Below are 20,694 nucleotides of genomic sequence, written 5' to 3'. Positions count from 1 at the left end.
CATGACCCAGTCCCGACACGACTGGCCGTCGCTGGTGGCGAGCCGCTCCGACGCCCCCGCCCCGCCCAGGGCCTCCGCCGCGCGCATCGGCGTCGGCGGGCCGGTGGGCTCGGGCAAGACCGCGCTGATCGAGGCGCTGATCCCGGCCCTGCACAGGCGCGGGGTCGATCTGGCGGTCGTCACCAACGACCTGGTCACCAAGGAGGACGCGGAGAGGCTGCGCCGCTCGGGCCTGATCGCGCCCGAGCGGGTGCTGGCGGTGGAGGCGGGCGCCTGCCCGCACACGGTGATCCGCGAGGACCCCACCCTCAACATGGCGGCGGGCGACGATCTGGAGGCCGCCTTTCCGGGGCTCGAGCTGGTGATCTTCGAGTCCGGCGGCGACAACCTCGCCTCCACCTTCTCGCTCGACCTCGTGGACTGGTGGATCTTCGTCATCGACGTGGCCGGCGGCGACGACATTCCGCGCAAGAAGGGGCCGGGCGTGCTGAAGAGCGACCTTCTGGTGGTGAACAAGACCGACCTCGCGCCCCATGTGGGCGTGGACCTCCCCCGCATGCTGGCCGAGGCGGACGCGGTGCGCGGCGGCCGCCCGGTCGTCGCCACCAACGCCCGCTCCGGCGCGGGCGTGGAGGACGTGGCCGACGCCATCGCCCACGCCGTGCTGTTCAGGGAATGACGCGGCCGCTCGATCTCTCGGGCGAGACCGCGAGCGGCCGCCACCGCCGCGCGGAACTGACCTTCGCGCTGGGCGGCGGCCGCTCCGCGCTGGTCCATCAGGTCACGCCCTACCCGTTCCATGTGACGAGGCCGTTCGCGCTGGACCGGGCGCGGCCGGACCTCGCCACGCTTTATCTTCAGTCCGCCTCGGGCGGAATCTACCGCGCCGACCAGCTCGACCTGTCGCTCACCGTGAAGGTGGGGGCGGCGGCGCACCTCACCAGCCAGGCCGCGACCGTGGTGCACGACACCGGCGCCCTGCCCGCGCGCCAGAGCGCCACGATCACGGTGGGCGAAAACGCCTTCGCCGCCCTCACCCTCGACCCGCTGGTGCTGTTTCCCGGCGCGGAGCTTTCGAGCGTCACCGAGATCCGCCTCGGCGCGGGCGCGCTCGCCATCGTCGCGGACGGGGTGGCGTGGCACGACTTTTCCGGCGAGGATCGTCCGTTCGGGCGGCTGACGGCGGAGACCGCCGTGTACGGCCCCGACGGCCGGCTGCTGCTGCGGGACCGCTCCGAGGTGCGCGGCGCGGAGCTGATCGGCGAACGCTCGCTGCTTGGCCCCGACGCAGGCGCCTATGGCGCGGTCTGGCTGCTGGGGCCGCCGGAGAAGCTGCCCGATCCGGAGACGCTTGAAGCCGCGCTGGACGCGGTCGGGGTCCGCGCCGGCGCCAGCCCGCTGCCCAACGGCGCCGGGCTCGGCCTGCGCCTGATCGCGGCCAATGGCGGGCGGATCACGCGCGCCGTCGAGGCCGCCTTCACGCTCGGCGTGGAGGCCATGCTGGGCTTCGCCCCCGCCCGCCGGCGCAAGTGACATGGAGCCCGTCCGGGACATCCGGTTCAGGCGAGCGCCAAAGTTCGTCATGCCCGCCTTCGCGGGCATCCACGACTTTTGTGATCATAGAGCCCTACGATCCAAATCGTGGATGCCCGAGACAAGCTCGGGCATGACGGCCTTGATCGCGGAGAGGCGGACTTTCCGGATGGCGTTCACAGCCGCGCCAGCCGGAAATAGAGCTCCGACACCCGCGCCGGCAGCTCCTCCAGCTTCTTGACCGGAATGGTGTTGGCGCGGCCGAACACGGCGCCGGACGGCGCCCCGCCGAGCGTCACGCCGAACACGTCCACGCCCCGGCGCCGGAGCGACAGCGTCGCCCGCCGGGCGTCCTCCACCAGATCGAGCGGGTCGGCCACGTCGATGTCGGACGGCTCGCCGTCGGTGAGCGCGATCACCAGCTTGCGGTGGGCGCGCACCGCCTCCACCTCCGCCCCCGCATGGCGCAGCGCCGCCCCGAGCCGGGTCGACAGGCCGGAGCGGAGGCCCGCGAGCCGCGCCATGGCGTCCCGGTCGAAGCGGTCGGCGAAGTCCTTGAGGCGGAACAGGCGCACGTCGTCCCGGCCGCAGGAGGCGAAGGCGCGGACCGCGAAGGCGTCGCCCGCCGCCTCCATGGCCCGCGCCAGCGCCGCCACCGCCAGCGTCTCGATCTCCAGCACGGTCGCGCCGCCGACCCGGTCGCGGGTGGACTCGGAGATGTCGAGCAGGATCACGGTCGCCACGTCCCGGGCGCGCTTGCCCGAGGCGCGGTGGATGCGCTCGTCCGGCAGGTCGCCGGTCCGGAGCGCGATGGCGGCGTCCACGGCGGCGTCGAGGTCGAGGTCGAAGCCTTCCGGCTGCCGCCTCAGCCGCGCCGCCTTGCCGATGCGCGCGCCCTTCACCAGCCGGGCGATGCGCTCCGAAAAACCATGCCGCCGCTGGAGCGCCGCCTCCAGCGCCGCGGCGTCGCCGTGGGGAGCCGGCGCGTCGCGCACCGTGGTCCAGCCGGGCCGCTCCGCGCCCGCCGCCCGGTCCCATTCGGGGTAGACGGCGACCACAGGCCCCCGTTCGTCGGCGGAGACGGGACGCGCGCGGCCCGCCTCCGGCTCCGGCGCCTCGTCGGAAGGGCGGCCGTCGTCGCGCTCCTCCGGCGTGGGGCGGGCGGCGTCCACCGCCTGCTCGATCTCGTCCGCGCGCTCGTCCGGCGGCTCGTCGAACTCCCACAGCGCCAGATTGTCGTCCCGGTAGAGCGGCTCCACCACATAGGCCTTGAGATCGAACCTGAGCCGCATCTGGCCGATGTCGTTGCCGAGCAGCCCGCCGATGGCGCGCGACAGCAGCGGATCGTCCAGCCGGCCGTCCGCCTCCGCGAACAGCCGCCGGCCCTTTTCGACGAACCCGTCCGGGTCTTCGTAGTCGGGGTCGAGCAGCGCGCGGGCGAGCCGGGCCATCAGCATGGGCGCGGTCATGGCGTCGCCGGGACGGGCCTCGTGCCAGGGCGTCCACAGCGCTCTGAGGCCGGGGAAGCGGCGGATGGCCAGCGCCTCCACGCGGGCGTCCTCGATCAGCCCGGTCATGGCGATCTGCAGCGGCCTGATCTTGCCGACCTTCTGGCGGCGGCCGAAGACGAGATGGGCCTGCGCATGGGCCAGCGCCGCCCGGTAGAGCGGCGGGACGCGGGCGGGCGGCACGCCCCGATAGACATGGGGCAGCCGGATCAGTTCGCCCGCGATCGACGCCCGCTGCGGCGCCGGCGCCAGCCCCGCGCCTTCCAGTCCCGCGAGCCGCGGGGCCACGCCCCAGAGCGCCCGGCCGAACAGCTTGAGCCGGCGCTCCAGATCCTCGAACCCCAGCGCGCCGCCCGCCCGCTCCAGAAGGCGCCGGGCGGCCGGATCCTCCAGCGCGAAGAAGGCCGTCCGCCGCGCCCGGCTCCCGCCCGTGGCCCGGAGGCCTGCGGCCACGAAGCTCTCGAAGGCGGGGCCGCCGCCGGCGGCGAGAACGGCGTGAGCGTGCGCCGCAAGCGGCGCCACGCCGTCGGACGCCTCGCGGGCGAGACGGACGAGGCCGCGCCACCAGAAGGCGCGCGCCCCGGCGTCGGGCAGCCGCAGCAGGGCGGCGGGCATGGCCTCCAGGACGGCGAGGGCCGCCGCCGATCCGGCGTGGCGCGCCACCTCCGCCGCGCCGCGGGCGTCGGCGGCCAGCGCCGCCGCCTCCTGCTCCCGGGCCGACGCGGACAGGCGAAAGTAAGCGGCGAGGCAGCGGCCCCCGGCGTTGGCGTGGACGAGCCCGAGCGCGCCGGAGGCCCAGACCTCTGTCTCCTCCGCGCTCCAGCGCGCGTCGAGCCGGGCGAGCGCCGCGGACAGCGCCTCGCCCACGTCGGCCCGGCCGGCAAGCAGCCGCGTCAGCGCGGCGCGATGCGCGCCGACGGGCGCCTCGAGGGTCGGGGCGTCCGCGATCACAGCCGCGCCGCCTCCGGCAGGCTGGCGGCGATGGCGGCGGCGAGCGCCTCCCGCAGGTCCGGCTCGTCGGTGATGGGCAGCAGGATGGCGGAGCGCAGCGCGGCGTCGAGCGGCGCGCCGCCCCGCACCAGCTTGGCGGCATGGATCAGCATGCGGGTGGAGGCGCCCTCGGCGAGGCCGTCGCCGCGCAGGTTGCGGGAGCGCAGCCCCACATCCACCAGCCCGCCGGCGAGCGCCGCCGCGACGCCCGCCTCGCGCATGACGATCTCCGCCTCGATGGCGGGCTCGGGATAGTCGAACTCGATCGCCACGAAGCGCTGCTTGGTGGACTCCTTCAGGTCCTTCACCGCGCTCTGGTAGCCGGGGTTGTAGGAGATGGTGAGCTGGAAGTCCGGATGGGCCGGAACCAGCTCGCCCTTCTTGTCGAGCGGCAGCGCGCGGCGGGCGTCGGTCAGCGGATGGATCACCACGGTGGTGTCCTGCCGGGCCTCCACGATCTCGTCCAGGTAGCAGATCGCGCCGAGCCGGACGGCGGCGGTGAGCGGCCCGTCGTGCCAGACGGTGCCTTCGGGCGCGAGCAGGAAACGGCCGGCGAGGTCCGCGGCCGTCAGGTCCTCATGGGCCGCGACGGTGACGAGCGGCCGCTTCAGCCGCCACGCCATGTGCTCCACGAAGCGGGTCTTGCCGCAGCCCGTCGGGCCCTTGAGCATCACCGGCAGCCGGCCGGCGTAGGCCGCGGCGAAGAGGTCGATCTCGTCGCCGACCGGCCGGTAATAGGGCTCGTCGCGGATCAGTTCGGCGGCGAGATGGGCGGACGCGTCAACGGTCATCGCGGGGGCTCCCGGCGGAGAGGCGGTGTGGGGAAATGGCGAAACGAGCCTCGAGGCTCGCGATCGGCCGGCGTCCCTGCCGGGATGTCCCGCGACGGCCCTGTCGGCGGGACGGGGCGGCGCATGCGCGCCGCTCGAACTCCAATTAACGCCGGACTGGCTCCCGGCTTCAAGCGCCTTCGCGCGTCAGAGGTTCGTGAGCCCCCGCGGATTGGCGGCGGGGCGCGCGACGGTCCGGCCGCTCATCCAGGGCGGCAGGATGAAGCGCTCGGTGTTGTAGGGCTCCGGCGCGATCATGGCGAGCGGCTGCCGGTGGTCGTGGATCTGGTAGAAGATGTGCGGCATGCCGAGCGAGGGGTCGTGCGTCACCACCGGATAGGGCGCGACCGCCTGCCAGTCGGGATGGTAGCGGATGGTGCCCTGCACGCTGCGGTAGATCATTCCTTTCAGCGCATAGGCCACCTTGCGGTTCTGCTCGAAGTCGCCGGGGGCGCCGGAGCCGCCCGCCATGGCGGCCGCGACCGCGTAATGGTGCATGTTGGAGTAGGACTGGCAGCCGATGGTGGCGGTCGACCCTTCGCCGAAGCGGGCGTTGTACCGCGCTTCGAACCGCTTCCCCAGATCGTCCCGCAGCAGCCCCACCACCGACGACACGATGACGCCCACCGCCGCCTCCTGGGCGATGTCCGAGAACGAGCGGTGGGTCGCGCCGTATTGCAGATAGACGATGCAGTCGAGCGGCTTCTCCACGAACTGGCGCTGGAAGTGGGCCAGATCGCCCGCGTAGAAATGGGTGTTGGCCAGCACCGCCGGGTTGGCGGCGCGCACCTCCTCCAGCACCTCGCGCCAGCGGGTTGTGGGCGTCTGCACGATCTTCGGGCCGAAGCACACCCGCCAGCCGTATTCGGCGGCCGAGGCCGCCATCGCGTTGGCGATGACGATGCTGTAGGGCTTCGAGCCCGACACGATGGCGAGCCGGTCGGAACTCGGCGTCCACTGCCCGGTGTCGCGCAGCCACGAGATGAACTTGATGAAGCCCGGCCCGTACCAGTAGTCGGCGGGATCGGCCATGAAGCACCCGAAGTAGCGCTCGGGATCGCTCATCACCGTGTCGTGGTGCTGCAGCAGCGTGTTGGCGTGGACGTAGATGATGCCGGCGTCGGCGATCGGCTCGTATTCGGAGTTCTGCGGCCCGATGTTGTAGCCGTTGACGATGGCGTGGACCTGATGCTTCTCGATCAGCCAGCGGGCGGCCGCCACCACTTCCTCAGCCGTCTGGCGGCAGGTGTCGGCGAAGATCGGCTCGAACCTCCGGCCGAGCAGCCCGCCGCGGGCGTTCAGCTCCTCCACGGCGAGGATCATGCCCTTGCGGAACTCGGCGCCGTCCGCGGCGGACGGCCCGGTGAGCGGAATCATGCTCCCGATGGGAACAGGGGGCAGGTCGGCGGCCAAGATTTACGCCCTCCGGACGAAACGCGCGTCAGTTCGGACCGGCCGCATGGCCGGGCTCGAACAGCAGATTGTGCATGAGAACCCGCAATCGCGGCGGGCTTACGGGCTTGATGAGGACCGGCAGGCCCGCCTCGCGGATGCTGGCGAGCACCCGCGGCTCCGCATCGGCGGTCACGATCATGGCCGGAGTCTCGGCGCCGAACACGGCCCTGAGCGCGCGCACCACCTCGACGCCGGTGCGGCTCTTGAGATTGAAGTCGGCGACGATCATGCGCACCGAGACGCCTTCGGCGGCGAGCCGCACCGCCTCCGCCTCGTCGGCCGCGGCGTGGACCTCGATGCCCCAGCGCTGCAGCAGCTGGGTCATGCTCCGGCGCAGGATGTCGTCGTCCTCCACCAGCAGCACCGGCACGCCGGCGAACTCGCCCGCCACCGTTTCGCTGATCTCGATCTCGCCGCCTTCGCTGTGCCAGACGTTGCCGAGCGGCACCGAGACCGAGAAGATCGAGCCGCGACCGACGCGGGAGCGCAGGCGCACCGGATGCTCCAGCAGCTCCGCGAGGCGGCGAACGATGTTGAGCCCGAGCCCGAGCCCGCTCTTCTGCACCCGCCGCTCCTCGGTCGCGCGGTAGAACTCGTCGAACACCCGCTCCCGGTCCTCGTCCTTCACGCCCCGGCCGGTGTCCACCACCTCGATGCGCAGCATCCGGCCCTCCTTGCGGCAGCCGACCAGCACGGTTCCGACCTCCGTGAAGCGGATGGCGTTGGCGACGAAGTTGGAGAGGATGCGCTCCAGCAGCGCCCGGTCGGTCGCCACCGTGCCCCGAGGCGTGACGAAGCGCAGCTTCAGCCCCTTCTCCTCGGCCTGATGCCGGAACTGGATCGCCAGCCGCTCGAACAGCTGGGACAGCTGGAAGCTCGTCACCCGCGGCTGGATGCGGCCGGCGTCGAGCTGGCCGATCTGCAGCAGCGCGCCGAGCAGGTCCTCCATGATCAGCGCCGAAACGCTCATGGCGTGCAGCATCTCGGCGCGGACGCGCTCGTCCTCCTCGCGCATGCAGCTGTAGATCAGGATCTTGAGCGAGGCCAACGGCTGGCGCAGATCGTGGTTCGCCGCGCGCAGGAAGCGGGACTTGGCCTCGTCGGTCGCCTCCGCCGCCTCCTTGGCGGCGCGCAGCGCCTGCTCGTTGCGCTTGATCGCGGTGACGTCGGAATAGGCGACCGTCATGCCGCCGTCGCGAGTCGGCCGCTGGGTGACCTGCATCACCGCGCCGTGGGCGAGCACGTAGTCGACCGACTTCTCCTTGCCGAAGTCCGCGATCTCGGTCGCGACCCAATCGTCCGGCTCCATCAGCGCCAGCTCGTGGGACTGGGCGACGCGGCGCGCGAAATCGTCGAACGCCTCGCCGACCGCAGGCGGCGCGTCCAGGCTGCGCCGCAGCGCGCCGTTGCCGTAGGCGAGCCGGCGGTCCGGGCCCCAGATCGCGACGCCGTCGGGCAGCATGTCGAGACCGGCGAGCACGGTCGCGTCGAGCGTCAGGGCCCTGGCCTGCGGATCGTCAGCCACGCTCGGCGAGCGCCTCATAGTTGCTGATGGCGTAATGCACCGCCTCGGAGCGGTCCCGCATGTTCAGCTTCTTCATCACGTTGCCGAGGTGGACCCGCACCGTCTGGCTGCTGAGGTCGAGCTCGGAGGCGATGCGCTTGACCGAATAGCCCTGCCCCAGCAGCGCCAGCACGTCCCGCTCGCGCGCGGTGAGCAGATCGGCGTCGCGCTCAGGGCCGGCCGCGGGCGCAGCGGGCGCCGGCGGCGCAGGACGCGCCGGCGCCCCGATGGCCTTGGGCGCGACCGGCGCGTTCGAGCGCTCGATGATCCGGCGCGGGAACGACACCTCGCCCTCGAGCACCCGCTCCAGCGCGCGCTCGATCTCCTGTCCGCCGGACGATTTGGGGATGTAGCCGATCACGCCCTGCTCCAGCGAGCGCATGACATGGTCCACGTCCTCATGGACGGAGATCACCACAACGGGAGTGTCGGGGAAGGTGGCGCGCAGGCGCCGCAAGCCGTCGAACTCTTCGAAGCCGGGCATCACCAGGTCCACCAGCATCAGGTCGATGTCCGGATGGACGGCGAGCGTCTCCTCCGCTTCCGCGAAGGTCTCGGCCTCGAAAACGTCTAGCGTCTGCTGCAGACGCCGCATCACCTGCTTGAGCGATTCACGCACCACCCAGTGATCGTCGGCGATCAGTATCTTCATGTGAGCCTAACAAGCATCGTGACCGCACGTGGAGCGGATCGCCAGAATCGCATGCGTTTTTCTTTCTACAACTCCCATAGCCTTCAAAGCAGGCCTATTCCAAGTGGCCGTAAGGCTCATTGCGCCGCCGCGCGGCGCCCGCGCCCATCGCCTAGCAAAAACATCTAGATCACAATTTGAGGGCGCAAGCCACATTCTTTCCGGGCCTTCCACGCCCTCTCAGGCCCGCGGGCGCGGCGCATCTCCGACCGGCCCGCCCCCGTAAACACATAAGCTCCAAGGCCGAATTGCTTAAACTAAGTGCGATTCCAGGCCAGGAACGCCCCTGATGCATCTCTGTGAGGCGCCAGAAACGCCCCTCTGAGGAAACATCCGTCACCGGCCGGAAAGGCATTGACGCGGCTGCGCATCCAATCATAGCATCTAGACATAACGGCAAAGGCGCCTTGTTTTTCCCGACCGGATCACCGATCCGGCCGCACCCTTTCTCGCTGCCTCAAGGGACCACAGACGATGGACTTCACGCGCCGCAGACTGCTTACGACCGCCGCCGCCGCATCGGCCGCCGCGATCGCGATGCCGAACATCATGACCTCGGACAAGGCCTACGCGGCCCCGCTCAAGAAGGGCGAGCCCATCAAGGTCGGCCTTCTGTTCTCGCTGACCGGCGCGCTCGCCGTTCCGGAAGAGGACAGCACGCTGGCGCTGCAGTACGCCTTCGAGGAGATCAACAAGAACGGCGGCGTCGGCGGCGTGCCGGTCGAGCCCGTGATCGTGGACGCCAAGTCGGACTTCGGCGTCTATTCCGAGAAGACCAAGGAGCTGATCCTGCGCGAGAAGGTGACGGCCCTGTTCGGCTGCTACACCTCGGCGAGCCGCAAGGCGATCCTTCCGACCGTCATGCAGCGCAACCACCTGCTCTACTACCCGACCTGCTACGAAGGCGCGGAGTGCACGCAGAACACCATCTGCACCGGCCCGCTGGCCAACCAGCACTCCCAGGACCTCATCCCCTTCATGGTCGAAAAGTTCGGCAAGAAGGTCTTCTTCGTCGGCTCCAACTACGTGTGGCCGAAAGAGTCCAACAAGAACGCCAAGATCTGGCTTGAGAAGGCCGGCGGAGAGCTGCTCGGCGAGGAGTACATTCCGCTCGGCTCGTCCGAGTTCGGCCCCGTGCTCAACAAGATCCGCGACGCCAAGCCGGACTTCATCTTCTCGACCGTGGTCGGCGCCTCCGACATCGCCTTCCACAAGCAGTTCAAGCAGGAAGGCTTCAAGGTCGACACCATGCCGATCGCCTCGCTGACCACCGGCGAGATCGAGACCCGCGCCATGGGCGCCGAGTTCGGCGCCGGCCACTTCCTGTCCGCGCCGTACTTCCAGTCGCTCGACAACCCGACCAACCAGAAGTTCGTCGAGAACTTCCTGAAGTCGAAGTACGGCAAGAACGGCGTGACCCACTACAACATGGAGGAGACGTACCTCACCGCCTACGTGTTCAAGGCCGGCTTTGAAAAGGCCGCCGCCGCCGTCGGCTTCGAGAACGTCACCCCCCGCGCCATCCGCGACCATTCGGGCGGCGTCCGGGTCGAGGACGCGGTCTCGCCGGAAGGCCTGGTCTGGATCGACGAGAACAACTTCAACACCTGGCTCAAGCCGAAGATCGGCCAGTGCCAGGCGGACGGCACGTTCAAGATCGTCAAGGCCGCCGAGAAGCACGTGGCTCCGGACCCGTACTCGATCTACCCGGACGCCGGCGTCTGCACCAAGGACGGCCTGAAGGCCCCGGACGGCAAGGTCCGCACCAACGTCATCTGACGCCTGACGATGGCGGGCCCGGCGGACAGACGTCCGACGGGCCCGCCATCCCGCTTTTTCCAACGGGCGCCGTCGCGCCCGACGTCCTGCTTCTAGAAACCACGGATCGGCACGATGGACCTTGGCTCGCTCCTCAACGCGCTCATCCTCGGGCTCAGCATCGCCAGCATCTGGCTGATCGCCGCGCTCGGGCTCACGATCATCTACGGCGCGGCCGGGGTCATCAACATGGCGCACGGCGAGTTCATCATGCTCGGCGCCTACTCCTCCTACATGCTGCAGTATTACCTAGGACTGCCCTACCTGCTGTGCATCCCGGCGTCCTTCGTCATCGTGGGCGCGGTGGGCCTCGCGCTCGAACGGGGGCTGATCCGCTACCTCTACAACCGGCCGCTGGACACGCTGCTCGCCACCTACGGCGTCTCGCTGGTGCTGATGCAGGGCGTGCGGCTGATCTTCGGCAGCGACCCGAAATATCTCGCGGCGCCCGAAATCTTCTCCAGCAACATCTCGCTCGGCTTCGCCTCCATCTCCAGCTTCCGCGTGGTCATCCTGCTGGTGACGGCGCTGTGCGTGCTCGGCGTCTGGCTGCTGTTCTACAAGACCCGCTTCGGCGTCCAGGTGCGCGCGGTGATGCAGAACAAGGAGATGGCGGCCTCCTTCGGCATCAATTCGAGCCGCGTCTACATGATGACCTTCGCGCTGGGCGCAGGCCTCGCCGGCGTCGCGGGCTCCCTGTTCGGCGTGCTGGCGATCGTCCTGCCGACCATGGGCGCGAGCTACGTGGTGCAGGCCTTCCTGATGGTGGTCACGGGCGGCGGCTCGCTCGCCGGCACGGTGGTCGCGAGCGGGGTGACGGGCGAACTTCAGTCCATCTTCGCCTTCTTCACCAACGACACCTTCGCGCGCTTCGTCATCTTCGTGCTGATCGTGGTGTTCCTGCGCTTCCGGCCGCAGGGCCTGTTCGCCCAGGCGGGAGCGCGCCGGTGACGCGCGCCCTCGTCCTCAACAGCAACCGCATGGGTGAGTGAGAACCATGGGCAACCTCTACCACAACAAGACCGCCCAGTGGCTCGTCTACACGGCGTTCTTCCTCGGACTGGCGGTGATCCCGAGCTTCGTGAGCGACGACTTCCTGCTCAACCAGCTCGCCACCTACGGCGTCTACGGCATGCTGGCGCTGTCCATCAGCCTGTGCTGGGGCTTCGGCGGCATCCTCAACCTCGGCCAGGGCATCGCCTTCGGCCTCGGCGCCTACGGCATGGCCATGACCATGCAGATGCAGAGCCAGACGGAATCGAACCCGATCCCGCCGTTCATGCTGAACAACAGCCTCGACCAGCTGCCCTGGTTCTGGGAGCCGTTCTCGAACACCGCCGCCGGCCTGATCCTGTCGATCGCGGTCCCGACGCTGTTCTGCGCCATCTTCGGCGGCGTCATGTTCCGGGCGCGCGTGTCCGGCCCGTTCTTCGCGATCATGACGCTCGCGATGCTGTCGGCCTTCTACACCATCATTCTCGACCGCCAGCCCTACACCGGCGGCGTCAACGGCATCACGCCGCCCTCCCCGCTGCAGCTCGGCGGCTTCGAGATCGACCCCTACAGCTCGACCGCCTACTGGATCGTGCTCGCGATCCTCGTCACCGCGACGGTGGTGGCGAAGCTCATCACCCAGAGCTCGTTCGGACTGGTGACCCAGGCGATCCGCGACGACGCCGAGCGCGTGCGCTTCCTTGGCTACAGCGTCGCCGGCTACGAGACCGCGATCTACACCATCTCCGGCGCGATCGCGGCCTTCGCCGGCTGCTGCCTGGTGATGCTGGTGCAGTACGTCTCGCCGGCGCAGCTCGACGTGGGCTTCAGCCTGTCGATGGTGATCTGGGCCGCGATCGGCGGCCGGCTGTCGCTGCTCGGCGCCATGTGCGGCGCGTTCCTGATCCAGGGCGCGCAGAGCTATCTCGGCGACGCCTTCCTCGCCACCTGGCTCCTGATCCTCGGCGGCTTCTTCATCGTCGTGGTCCGCTTCCTGCCGAACGGCCTCGCGAGCCTGCTCGAATCCGCGCTCGGCCTGCTCGCGACCAAGCCGAAGACCCCCGCCGCCGAAACCAACGGCGACGCCAAGCCCCTGCCGGCCGAGTGAGGGAGCCGAGATGCCCGGACTTCTCGAAATCAAGAACCTGTCCAAGAGCTTCGACGCCACCAAGGTGATCAACGACTTCAGCATGGAGGTCACCGAGGGGACGCTGTGCTGCCTCGTCGGTCCCAACGGGGCCGGCAAGACCACAACGATGGATCTCGTCACCGGCCGCATCAAGCCGACCTCGGGCGCGATCCTGTTCGCGGGCGAGGACATCACCGCCAAACACGAGCACGTCATCGCCCGCGCCGGCATCGGGCGGAAGTTCCAGGTGCCGGCGGTTCTGAAGAACCTCACCGTGCGCCAGAACCTCGAAGTGGCCTACAGCCGCCAGACCAACCCGTTCTGGAACCTGTTCAAGTTCCACAAGGCGGGGCTGAAGGAGAAGCTGGACGAGATCGCGACGCTCGCGGGCCTCACGACCCGGCTCGGCGAGCAGGCCGGCATCCTGTCCCATGGCGAGACCCAGTGGCTGGAGATCGGCATGGTGCTGATGCAGGAGCCGCGCCTCCTGCTGATGGACGAGCCCATCGCCGGCATGACCGAGGGCGAGATCGAAAAAACCGCCCGCATCTTCAAGGACCTGCAGAAGACCGCGACCCTGATCGTGGTCGAGCACGACATGGGCTTCGTGCGCGAGATCGCGGACGTGGTCACGGTCATGCACATGGGTTCGATGCTGGCCCAGGGCTCGCTCCAGGAGATCGAGGCCAATCCCCGCGTGCGCGACGTTTATCTCGGCGAGAAGGAGGCGGCATGAGCGCGCTGCTCAACTTCGACAACGTCACGTCCTATTACGGCGCGACGCGAATCCTCAAGGACGTGTCCTTCGATCTGGAGGAAGGCCAGTGCCTGTGCGTGCTGGGCCGCAACGGCGTGGGCAAGACCACGCTGATGCGCACCATCATGGGGCTGACCGACCGCTCCACCGGCGCGATCCGCATCAACGGCGCCGACATCGGCGCCAAGCCGCCGCACCAGCGCGCGCCCTACGGCATCGGCTACGTGCCGCAGGGGCGCGGCATCCTCTCGGACTTCACCGTGCGCGAGAACATCCTGCTCGGCACCTTCGCCCGCGCCGACAAGGCGCCCGAGATCCCCGAGATCTGCCTCAGGATCTTCCCCTATCTGAAGGACAACCTGGAGCGCCGCGCCGGCCTGCTCTCGGGCGGCCAGAAGCAGCAGCTCGCCATCGCCCGCGCGCTCGCGGTCGGGCCGAAGATCCTGCTGCTGGACGAGCCGACCGAGGGCATCCAGCCCAACATCGTCCACGAGATCGGCGAGATCCTGAAGATGCTCAACAAGGAGCTGGGCATCAGCCTGATCCTGACCGAGCAGCACATCAAGGTGGCCCGCAAGCTCGGCGACGCCTTCCTGATGGTGGACAACGGCCGGGTCGTCGCCCGGGGCCCCATCGGGGAGATGACCGACGAGCTGGTCGAGCGCCACATGACGATCTAACTAGCTAGATTTTTCATCTAGAAAAATATCTAGTCGCCATTGACGCAACGTCCGGATTGGGAATAGATTAGAACTCGCAAAAACAAAGAAGAGGAATCGCCTCTTCTCCTTTTTGACGGTCGCTCATCTTGCGATCGAACACTCTCCGCGCCTTCGAGAAGGCCGCGATGCTTCAGAGAGGTCTGCGATGATTCCAATCCCCAAGAAGGGCACGCCCGAACGCGAGGCCATGATCAAGGAGCACCGGGAGTGCGTCGACTCCATGAAAGGGGTCGCGGGCTTCTCGGTGCTGAAGTGCGAAACGCCCGGCGACACCACCGTCGTCACCGGCGGCGTGCATGAGAACCCCGATCTGCGCCGCGTGCTGCTGCGCATGCGCGGCGAGTCCCCCAAGGGCAAGCTGGTGGTCATCTGCACCAAGATCGACGCCGAGTGGCGGATCGGCCGCCTGTCGGGCGTCCGCGGCGTGCCGCCGGAGTTCGTCAACGACAAGGTCTACACCTGCGAGCAGGAGATCCAGCACGACATCTTCCTGATGCGTCTGGACGAGCTGCCCGAAACGGCCGGCATGCCCGAGCACTTCACCGAAGGGTGGAAGCATCGGGACGACAACTGGCCCGTCACCTGAACCACCCCTTCGATCGGGACTGAGGGCCGCTCGGTCCTCAGTCCCCCCCAAGCCTTGATGCGCTGGCGATCCCGTCGGCGCAAACGCCCGGCCTTTGCCTCGCGCAAGCGAATAACTGGAGAAATCCGATGTGCGCCATGCGGTTGACTGGATACGCTGACAAATTCAGCGTCCACCCCGGCGACGAAATCAAGTTCTACGTCAATTGCGACGGCCCGGCCGAGTTCAAGGCCGAGATCGTCCAGATGATCCACGGCGACACCAACCCGCGCGGCCCCGGCTTCATCGAGAAGCCCGTCGAGGCGGCCGCCAACGGGACCTACAAGGGCCGCAAGCAGATCATCCACGGCGGCTCCTACGGCTATGTGGAGGACGCGCCGCAGTTCCACGTCGAAAGCTTCACGCTGCAGTGCTACATCTGGCCGACGACGCCGAAGACGCATCCGCGGTACTGGAAGCACGGCGCCCAGGGCCTCGTGACCAAGTGGATGGACGGCAAGGGCTACGGCCTGTTCATCAACGAGGAGGGCTGCCTCGAGCTCCGGATCAACGGCCACAAGATCACCACCGGCGCCCCGATCCGCGACCACGCCTGGCACTTCGTCGCCGCCACCTTCGACGCCGCCACCGGCGACGTCACGCTCTATCATGAGCCGCAGGTGGTCTACGCCCTCGATCCGGTGATCGAGCCGGTCAAGACCAGGATCAAGACCACGATCGAGCACACCGAAGCGCCGGTCGCGCTGGCGGCCTACGTGGAGAAGATCAGCGACGATCCGCTCGGCGCCTCCTCGCTCCCGGTCGGCGTCTGGTTCACCGGCAAGTACAACGGCAAGATCGACAGCCCGCGCATCCTGAAGAAGGCGCTGAGCCGCTTCGAGATCGAGCAGATGAAGCTCGGCGCGCAGCCCGGCCTGACCGAGCGCCGCAACTCCGGCCCCACCGGCGAGCTGTCCGGCCTGATCGTCGCCGCCTGGGACTTCTGGGACGGCATCAGCACCCTCAAGGCCAAGGACAACGGCCCCTACCGCTTCGACGCGCAGCTGGTGAACTGCCCGACCCGCGCGCTCACCGGCTACAACTGGTCCGGCCAGAACTTCGACTGGAAATACGCCAAGAAGGAGTACGGCGGCATCCACTTCCACGACGACGACGTGGACAACGCCCGCTGGTCGGAAGACGTCGTCTGGACCGTGCCGGAAGACATCAAGAGCCGCTTCTACGCGCTCAAGGTCACGACCACGGACGGCGACGAGGACTACCTACCGTTCTGGGTCGTGCCGAAGATCGGCAAGGAGCAGTCCAAGATCGCGGTGATGGTCCCGACCATCTCCTACATGGCCTACGCCAACGAGCACGTGGCCTGCAACGCCGGCGGCGCGGAGCTGTTCGTGTACCGCGTGCCGATCATGCAGCACCAGAACATGTTCCTGGCCGAGCACCGCGAATACGGCGGCTCGATCTACGACACGCACACCGACGGTTCGGGCATCTGCATGTCGTCGCGCCTGCGGCCGATCCTGTCGATCCGTCCGAAGTACGACCACTTCCTGGCCCAGGCCCCGTGGCAGTACCCGGCCGACCTCCATCTGATCTACTGGCTGGAGCAGATGGGCTACGAGTACGACGTCATCACCGACGAGGACGTCACCTATGACGGCCTCGCCCGGCTCGAGAACTACAACGTCGTCATCACCGGCTCGCATCCGGAGCACAACTCGGGCACGCAGCTCGACGCGCTGCACAACTACACCCAGCGCGGCGGCCGCCTGATGTATATGGGCGCCGACGCCTGGTACTGGGTGCACTCGTACCACCCGGCCTATGACGACATCGGCCGCGGCGTCATCACCGAGATGCGGCGCTGCGAGAGCGGCATCCGCACCTGGCGCGCGGAGCCCGGCGAGTACTACCACCAGGGCACGGGCGAGCTCGGCGGCATGTGGCGCTTCCGCGGCCGGTCGCTCTACTCGGTCGCCGGCGTCGGCATGACGAACGAAGGCTTCGACATCTCGACCTACTACTCGCGCACCCCGGACAGCAACGATCCCCGCGTGGCCTTCGCCTTCGAGGGCATCTCCTACGACGAGCCGCTCGGCAACTTCGGCCTCGTGGGCGGCGGCTGCGCCGGTCTGGAGCTCGACATCGTCGACGTCACGCTCGGCTCGCCCCCGCACACCCTGGCGGTGGCCACCTCGGCCGGCCGGCACACCGAAGCCTACCTGCTCGTCATGGAGGACTTCGGCTTCAACCAGCAGGGCCTCGACGGCACGGTGCATCCCCGCGTCCGCGGCGACGTGGCCTTCCACGAGACCCCGAACGGCGGCGCCTGCTTCTCGTTCTCGTCGATCGCGTTCTGCGGCTCGCTGCCCTGGAACAACGGCGACAACAACATCTCGAAGCTGGTGGGCAACGTCCTGAACCACTTCATGCAGGACGGCCCGCTGCCGCAGCCCCCGGCCGACGCGATCAAGCATCGCGGCCGCGCGGACTACGAGTCCCCGGCGCTGGCCTCCACGGCCTCCTGAGCCCCTCCCCTCCGCCCGCGGTTTCGCGCCGCGGGCGGAGGGCCCCTTCCCCGCATTCGATGAGGCGCAGCCCCATGGAGCACCGCCCGGACCTCGGTTACTTCGACGAGGGGCAGGATCTCGCCGCCCCCGCCTTCTACATGGAGGCCACCACCGGCGACGCCCGGACGCTGCCGCCCGCCGCCGTCCGCTCGCTGGCCTTCACCCGGCTCGAGGACGAGGCGGTGTGGACCCGGGACTGGGTCTGCGTCGGCGCCCATGAGGCGATCCCGAACGTGGGCGACCTGCTGCCCTTCACCGTCGGCACCCACGGCGTCCATGTGCAGCGGACCGCGACCGGGCTGGCGGCGCGCTTCAACAAGGCCCAGCACGGCGGCTGCCGCGCGGTGCCGCTGCAGTGCCAGACCGGCGCCAAGACCAAGTGCTCCTTCACCTCCTGCGGCTACAGCCGCGACCGGGCCGCGATCCCCGCGAGCGAGCTCGGCGACGGCACGCCGGAGATGCACCAGTACCTCGGCCTCAGGCCCGAGCGCCTGCTCACCGCCCAGGCCCGAAGCTGGGGCCCGCTGATCTTCGTCAATCTCGACATCGCCCCCAACTGGACCGAGGCGGGCCTGCAGCGGCTGAACCGCGAGAGCGGCGCCTTCGGCAACCACAAGCCCAACCGCTCCGACGAGATCTGGCTCGAATTCAAGGCGAACTGGAAGCTGACCGCCGCGGCGCTCGCCGCTGGCCGCCTCGCCGCCTCCGACCCGGAGGGCGGCTGGACCGTCTCCGACGCCGAGACCCGCGACGGACGCCCCCTGCGCGCCGCCGTTCTGTTCCCCAATCTCGTGCTGCTGTCGGACGAGCGGGACACCGCCGTCGTCATCCTGCAGCCGACCGCGATCGGCCGGACGCTCTGCCGCGTGTCGGTCTACGGCGCCGAGCCCGCCGCGACGCTGGAGCGCTGGCGCGCCGAGATCGAAGCCCGCGCCGCGGAGGCCGAAGCCGAGCATCTCGCGCTGTCCCGCTTCGGCACCACCCACCGCCCCGAGACCATCGGCCAGCCGCTGCCGCGCCAGACCTCCGACGTCGCCGCGTGGCTGCAGGCCGTTCTGGCCGCGCGCGTCGCCCGGGCGCCGCTCGGCCCGGTCGAGCAACCCCTCTACCAGAACCCGAAAGGCTGACCCCATGCTCTCCGCCAAGGTTGACGCCGAGCGCGGCTCGCCGCTCGAACAGGCCATCGCCGCCTACAACCGCGAGGACTTCGAGCTCGCGTTCGAGCTGTTTCAGAGCCTCGCAAACGCCGGCCACGCCGAGGCCAAGACCTGGCTCGGCGTGATGTACGCCCACGGCGAAGGCTGCGCGGCCTCGCCCCAGATGGCCTTCGCGCTCTATCTCGCGGCGGCCGAGGCCGGGAACGCGCTGGCCCAGACCAACGTGGGCGCGATGCTCGCCATGGGCCAGGGCGTGGAGCGCGACGAGCGGCAGGCGGTGGTCTGGCTCACCCGCGCGGCCGAGCAGGGCGACCTCTACGCCCAGTACAATCTGGCCACACTGCTGTCCAAGCCCACGGCGCAGGACAACTCCGCGACCGCCGCCGCCGGCTGGTACCGCAAGGCTGCCGAGGGCGGCCACTACCCGTCCCAGGCCCGGCTCGGCTTCCTCTACGCCAACGGCGTCGGCGTCGAGAAGGACCGCGTGGAGGCTTACGTGTGGCTGTCGCTCGCGGCCCAGCACGGCGTGGGCACGGCCCTGAGCGCGCTGGAGGGCGTGGTGGGCCAGATGTCCGCGGACGAGAAGCGCGCGGGCGCCGCGGGCGTGGCGCGCTGGCGCGCGGCGACCCCGGACGTGTCGATCCACGCCCGTCTCACCCCCGTGCCGGGGTGAGCGCCATGGTGTTCAGCCCGCAACAGGTGAAGTTTGAGTTCCTGAGCTACATCAAGGAGTTCGGGACCGAGCCCTCCGGCTGGCGCATCGGCTCCGGCGTGAACGCCGAGACGGCGCTGTTCGAGGAGAACGGCGTCGACCGGGAGCGGGACATCTGGCTGTGGAAGCCGCTGCTCTCGCCCGCCGCCGCCGCCATCGTGCTGCGCTACATGACCGAGCAGCTGAAGATCCCGCTGGCCGAGACCTCGGTCAAAGGTCCGATGCTGTACCTCTTCCGGCGCAACCCAGACGAAGCGCCCGTCGGCGCGCCGTAACCGGAGATGTTCGGCGGCTCACGGCCCCCACATGCTGTGGGCTGCGCCTCATAAGGGCGCCGTCGTCGAACTTCTATCCAAGATTATTGCGTTGCAGCATAAATGTCACAGGCGCTCTGCTTCGATCTAAACGACAAAAATTAAGCTAGATGATATTGCTAGAGTCAGAAAGTATCAGTCGTCTAGTTGTTTTGACGGGGTTGATCGAAATGTCCTACCTGAAACACGCATGCGGCGCGCTGATGATTGCGGCCGCCGGCTTCGCCGCAGCGCCCGCCGCAGCGGCCGACCTCGCCACGCCCATGACCGCCGAGCCGATCCTGCCGATCGACATCGCCTTCGGCGTCAAGCTCGCGAGCGAATACAACCTGCGCAGCGTCAGCCAGACCAAGGGCGACCCGGCGATCCAGGGCTACGCCGAGCTTTCGGCGTTCGACTGGGTCTATGCGGGCGTCTGGGCGTCGAACGTCGACTTCGACGGCACCAATCCGAGCGCCGAAATCGACATCTACGGCGGCGTCCGCCACACCTTCGACCGGCTGTCGCTGGACGTGGGCTATGTCTGGATCGATTACTCCGGCGAAGACAGCGGCGTCCGCGAGCTCGACTTCTACAAGGTGTACGGCATCGCCAAATACGCCCTCACCGACGAGTTCACCATCGGCGCCAACCTGTTCTGGACCGGCAAGTTCATCGGCGTGAAGGATGTCGACGGCACCCACGCCTCGCTGTTCGGCAAATACGCCCTGGCCTCGCTGCCGCAGTTCCCGGTCCTCGGCGCCTATGTGTCGGGCGAAATCGGCAAGCAGTGGATCTCGGACAACTTCGCGCCCGAGTACACGTTCTGGAACGTGGGCGGCGGCCTCACCTACAAGGCGATGACGCTCGACCTGCGCTACACCGACAGCGGCCTGTCCAGGAGCGAATGCGCTCAGTTCATCGGACAGCGCAGCTCCTGCGGCGCGCGCTTCCTGGCCAGCCTGTCGTTCGACACCTCGCTCAGCAAGCTGAAGTAACACCCCGGCGCCCCCCGCCGGGTTGCAGGCCGCGTCTCTTCTCGTTCCCCGGGAGAGGCGCGGCCTTTTTCATGGCGGGTCGCCCGGCCGAGGCTTCCCGCCATCCGAGCGAACCGTCCTGCGCCAATCGGACCAGCAGACCGCGCAGCGGCGCCCTGCGGCGCGCAAGCGCGATCGCCGTCGGCCTTGCCGCCTATTCCGCCGGCAGAGACAGCCCGAGTTCGGTCGCCTTGGCGCGCACGTCCTGCTGCGAGCGGCGCAGGCGCAGCGCGATCACGCTCGCCGGCACCTTCTCGCGGGCGAGATTCTGCAAGTCCTGAACGTTCTCGACGCTCCAGGCGCGCGTCTGTTCGATGGTGTCGTTCATATCGGCCTCCCTTGACGTGAC

At 68.9% G+C, this 20,694-nt stretch carries 19 protein-coding genes; 13 read left to right on the top strand and 6 right to left on the bottom strand.

Annotated elements, in window-relative coordinates:
* Position 1 precedes the first annotated feature (1 nt).
* Together ureG and PKE85_RS01445 are read left to right on the top strand one after the other, a co-directional pair.
* A complete protein-coding gene (ureG, locus tag PKE85_RS01450) occupies positions 2-679 on the top strand; it encodes an urease accessory protein UreG (RefSeq protein ID WP_271203017.1) in 678 nt (225 codons plus the stop codon).
* Positions 676-1,533 (top strand): urease accessory protein UreD, encoded by an 858-nt coding sequence (locus PKE85_RS01445; RefSeq protein ID WP_271203016.1) that lies wholly within the window; start codon positions 676-678, stop codon positions 1,531-1,533. Before ureG ends, PKE85_RS01445 begins: the two co-directional genes overlap by 4 nt.
* Before the next feature lie 176 nt (positions 1,534-1,709).
* Here PKE85_RS01445 and PKE85_RS01440 read toward each other — a convergent pair whose 3' ends face one another.
* The 5 genes from PKE85_RS01440 to PKE85_RS01420 all read right to left on the bottom strand — a co-directional run bounded on the left by PKE85_RS01440 (position 1,710) and on the right by PKE85_RS01420 (position 8,532).
* On the bottom strand, positions 1,710-3,992 hold the full coding sequence (locus tag PKE85_RS01440) for a nitric oxide reductase activation protein NorD (RefSeq protein WP_271203015.1): 2,283 nt from the start codon (positions 3,990-3,992) through the stop codon (positions 1,710-1,712).
* Complete coding sequence (locus PKE85_RS01435; RefSeq protein WP_271203014.1) at positions 3,989-4,822, bottom strand: CbbQ/NirQ/NorQ/GpvN family protein; 834 nt, start codon at positions 4,820-4,822, stop codon at positions 3,989-3,991. The genes PKE85_RS01440 and PKE85_RS01435 overlap by 4 nt, the downstream gene beginning before the upstream one ends.
* A gap of 186 nt (positions 4,823-5,008) precedes the next feature.
* Positions 5,009-6,274 (bottom strand): ABC transporter substrate-binding protein, encoded by a 1,266-nt coding sequence (locus PKE85_RS01430; RefSeq protein ID WP_271203013.1) that lies wholly within the window; start codon positions 6,272-6,274, stop codon positions 5,009-5,011.
* A gap of 28 nt (positions 6,275-6,302) precedes the next feature.
* Positions 6,303-7,841, bottom strand: coding sequence for a hybrid sensor histidine kinase/response regulator (locus PKE85_RS01425; RefSeq protein WP_271203012.1), 1,539 nt, complete (start codon positions 7,839-7,841; stop codon positions 6,303-6,305).
* Positions 7,834-8,532 (bottom strand): LuxR C-terminal-related transcriptional regulator, encoded by a 699-nt coding sequence (locus PKE85_RS01420; RefSeq protein WP_271203011.1) that lies wholly within the window; start codon positions 8,530-8,532, stop codon positions 7,834-7,836. Before PKE85_RS01420 ends, PKE85_RS01425 begins: the two co-directional genes overlap by 8 nt.
* A 513-nt stretch (positions 8,533-9,045) precedes the next feature.
* Between PKE85_RS01420 and PKE85_RS01415 the strand changes: the two genes are divergently transcribed.
* The 11 genes from PKE85_RS01415 (at position 9,046) to PKE85_RS01365 (ending at position 20,306) form a co-directional block, all read left to right on the top strand.
* Positions 9,046-10,350, top strand: a complete 1,305-nt coding sequence (locus PKE85_RS01415; RefSeq protein WP_271203010.1) for a transporter substrate-binding domain-containing protein — start codon at positions 9,046-9,048, stop codon at positions 10,348-10,350.
* Positions 10,351-10,464: 114 nt separating this feature from the next.
* Positions 10,465-11,340, top strand: a complete 876-nt coding sequence (gene urtB / locus PKE85_RS01410; RefSeq protein ID WP_271203009.1) for an urea ABC transporter permease subunit UrtB — start codon at positions 10,465-10,467, stop codon at positions 11,338-11,340.
* Between the two features lie 46 nt (positions 11,341-11,386).
* Positions 11,387-12,490, top strand: coding sequence for an urea ABC transporter permease subunit UrtC (gene urtC / locus PKE85_RS01405; protein WP_271203008.1), 1,104 nt, complete (start codon positions 11,387-11,389; stop codon positions 12,488-12,490).
* 10 nt (positions 12,491-12,500) lie between these two features.
* Entirely contained in the window at positions 12,501-13,247 is a 747-nt protein-coding gene (gene urtD / locus PKE85_RS01400; protein ID WP_271203007.1) for an urea ABC transporter ATP-binding protein UrtD, read from the top strand.
* Complete coding sequence (gene urtE / locus PKE85_RS01395) at positions 13,244-13,948, top strand: urea ABC transporter ATP-binding subunit UrtE (RefSeq protein WP_271203006.1); 705 nt, start codon at positions 13,244-13,246, stop codon at positions 13,946-13,948. The genes urtD and urtE overlap by 4 nt, the downstream gene beginning before the upstream one ends.
* Before the next feature lie 187 nt (positions 13,949-14,135).
* Complete coding sequence (locus tag PKE85_RS01390) at positions 14,136-14,576, top strand: N,N-dimethylformamidase alpha subunit family protein (protein WP_271203005.1); 441 nt, start codon at positions 14,136-14,138, stop codon at positions 14,574-14,576.
* Positions 14,577-14,713: 137 nt separating this feature from the next.
* Positions 14,714-17,104: a N,N-dimethylformamidase beta subunit family domain-containing protein gene (locus PKE85_RS01385; protein WP_271203004.1), complete on the top strand. Its 2,391-nt coding sequence runs from the start codon at positions 14,714-14,716 to the stop codon at positions 17,102-17,104.
* 74 nt (positions 17,105-17,178) lie between these two features.
* Entirely contained in the window at positions 17,179-18,273 is a 1,095-nt protein-coding gene (locus PKE85_RS01380) for a Rieske (2Fe-2S) protein (RefSeq protein ID WP_271203003.1), read from the top strand.
* A 4-nt stretch (positions 18,274-18,277) separates the two neighbouring features.
* Positions 18,278-18,976 carry a tetratricopeptide repeat protein gene (locus PKE85_RS01375; protein WP_271203002.1) on the top strand — a complete coding sequence of 233 codons (699 nt, stop codon included), beginning with the start codon at positions 18,278-18,280 and terminating at the stop codon, positions 18,974-18,976.
* Positions 18,977-18,981: 5 nt separating this feature from the next.
* Entirely contained in the window at positions 18,982-19,290 is a 309-nt protein-coding gene (locus PKE85_RS01370; protein WP_271203001.1) for a hypothetical protein, read from the top strand.
* A 209-nt stretch (positions 19,291-19,499) separates the two neighbouring features.
* Positions 19,500-20,306 carry a TorF family putative porin gene (locus PKE85_RS01365; RefSeq protein WP_271203000.1) on the top strand — a complete coding sequence of 269 codons (807 nt, stop codon included), beginning with the start codon at positions 19,500-19,502 and terminating at the stop codon, positions 20,304-20,306.
* A 193-nt stretch (positions 20,307-20,499) separates the two neighbouring features.
* Here PKE85_RS01365 and PKE85_RS01360 read toward each other — a convergent pair whose 3' ends face one another.
* Positions 20,500-20,673, bottom strand: a complete 174-nt coding sequence (locus PKE85_RS01360; protein WP_271202999.1) for a hypothetical protein — start codon at positions 20,671-20,673, stop codon at positions 20,500-20,502.
* Positions 20,674-20,694 lie beyond the last annotated feature (21 nt).

Source organism: Methylopila jiangsuensis, from assembly GCF_027922305.1.
GTDB classification, from domain to species: Bacteria; Pseudomonadota; Alphaproteobacteria; order Rhizobiales; family Methylopilaceae; genus Methylopila; species Methylopila jiangsuensis.
The sequence above is the reverse complement of the archived record's forward strand: the minus strand, read 5'-3'. Positions and strand labels throughout refer to the sequence as shown.

Bases quoted from the DNA above. Each gene is read 5' to 3' on its own strand.
- PKE85_RS01375 (WP_271203002.1), top strand. From the start codon at position 18,278: ATGCTCTCCGCCAAGGTTGACGCCGAGCGCGGCTCGCCGCTCGAACAG.
- PKE85_RS01445 (WP_271203016.1), top strand. From the start codon at position 676: ATGACGCGGCCGCTCGATCTCTCGGGCGAGACCGCGAGCGGCCGCCAC.
- PKE85_RS01360 (WP_271202999.1), bottom strand. From the start codon at position 20,673: ATGAACGACACCATCGAACAGACGCGCGCCTGGAGCGTCGAGAACGTT.
- PKE85_RS01365 (WP_271203000.1), top strand. From the start codon at position 19,500: ATGTCCTACCTGAAACACGCATGCGGCGCGCTGATGATTGCGGCCGCC.
- urtC (WP_271203008.1), top strand. From the start codon at position 11,387: ATGGGCAACCTCTACCACAACAAGACCGCCCAGTGGCTCGTCTACACG.
- PKE85_RS01380 (WP_271203003.1), top strand. From the start codon at position 17,179: ATGGAGCACCGCCCGGACCTCGGTTACTTCGACGAGGGGCAGGATCTC.
- urtD (WP_271203007.1), top strand. From the start codon at position 12,501: ATGCCCGGACTTCTCGAAATCAAGAACCTGTCCAAGAGCTTCGACGCC.
- PKE85_RS01370 (WP_271203001.1), top strand. From the start codon at position 18,982: ATGGTGTTCAGCCCGCAACAGGTGAAGTTTGAGTTCCTGAGCTACATC.
- PKE85_RS01420 (WP_271203011.1), bottom strand. From the start codon at position 8,532: ATGAAGATACTGATCGCCGACGATCACTGGGTGGTGCGTGAATCGCTC.
- urtB (WP_271203009.1), top strand. From the start codon at position 10,465: ATGGACCTTGGCTCGCTCCTCAACGCGCTCATCCTCGGGCTCAGCATC.
- ureG (WP_271203017.1), top strand. From the start codon at position 2: ATGACCCAGTCCCGACACGACTGGCCGTCGCTGGTGGCGAGCCGCTCC.
- urtE (WP_271203006.1), top strand. From the start codon at position 13,244: ATGAGCGCGCTGCTCAACTTCGACAACGTCACGTCCTATTACGGCGCG.
- PKE85_RS01385 (WP_271203004.1), top strand. From the start codon at position 14,714: ATGCGGTTGACTGGATACGCTGACAAATTCAGCGTCCACCCCGGCGAC.
- PKE85_RS01415 (WP_271203010.1), top strand. From the start codon at position 9,046: ATGGACTTCACGCGCCGCAGACTGCTTACGACCGCCGCCGCCGCATCG.
- PKE85_RS01435 (WP_271203014.1), bottom strand. From the start codon at position 4,822: ATGACCGTTGACGCGTCCGCCCATCTCGCCGCCGAACTGATCCGCGAC.
- PKE85_RS01390 (WP_271203005.1), top strand. From the start codon at position 14,136: ATGATTCCAATCCCCAAGAAGGGCACGCCCGAACGCGAGGCCATGATC.